The following is a 773-nucleotide window of genomic DNA, read 5'->3' as shown; positions in this document are numbered from 1 at the left end:
ATGACAACGAGACGACTGAACTAGGAGCCGTGTGAGGTGAAAGTCTCATGCACGGTTCTGAATGGGAGGGGGAGATGATAACATCTCTCTCGACCCCTAATGGAACCGGCATCGCTGATCACGCCGCTGGTGCGATAGTAGTAGCGATCGCGATCGTAGTGGATGACCAGAATATCGATTTCTCGCAGGACTTTTAAATACTCCGCTTCTTCGGTCGTATCTCGCAGCGTCGCGTCAATGCCATCCAATTCTTTCGGCTTCTGGCCGAAGGGAGTCCCGACGATCAATTCGCAGTTGGGATGGGCCGAAACGTAAGTCGAAAGCTGTTCGACGACTTTGGCGATGGGTTTGTCGGGCCGGATCTGGCCCACCACGCCGATCTTAATTTTGGCATCGGACGGCAACCGTTCCCCCGGCTTGAGTCTCGGTTCCACCTCGCCGACGATGGGATGGGGGATGACGAAGGTTGACTCGGGGGGCAGTCGGTAGGCTTCGGGAATGACGCGATCGTCGATCTCAAAGGAAACCACCTTCAGATTTTTGAACAGCTTCAGATAGGTTCTCAGGTACATCAATCCCAGGTTTTTGATCCGGCTGGACATGGCGAACTGCTGATTGCCGTGCAAGCTGATGAAGACTTCTTTTCCCTTGGAAGCCTGCAGTGCCAGCAAAGGGAGGGTAATGGAAAAATGCTGGTTTTGACTTCTCCCCGGTCTAAAGACGCGGGGATTCTTAAGCCGTCCAAAACTGAACTCTTAAAGGCATAGTCAATG

1 protein-coding gene is annotated in these 773 nt (G+C 53.0%); it reads right to left on the bottom strand.

What is annotated here, in order from left to right; genetic code table 11:
• Positions 1-20: 20 nt before the first annotated feature.
• Positions 21-671, bottom strand: a complete 651-nt coding sequence (locus LKE08_RS00395) for a hypothetical protein (RefSeq protein ID WP_324702213.1) — start codon at positions 669-671, stop codon at positions 21-23.
• Positions 672-773 lie beyond the last annotated feature (102 nt).

It is taken from the genome of Lyngbya sp. CCY1209 (genome assembly GCF_035615495.1).
GTDB lineage: Bacteria > Cyanobacteriota > Cyanobacteriia > Cyanobacteriales > Microcoleaceae > Limnospira.
This window is presented reverse-complemented; position numbering and strand designations above follow the sequence as displayed.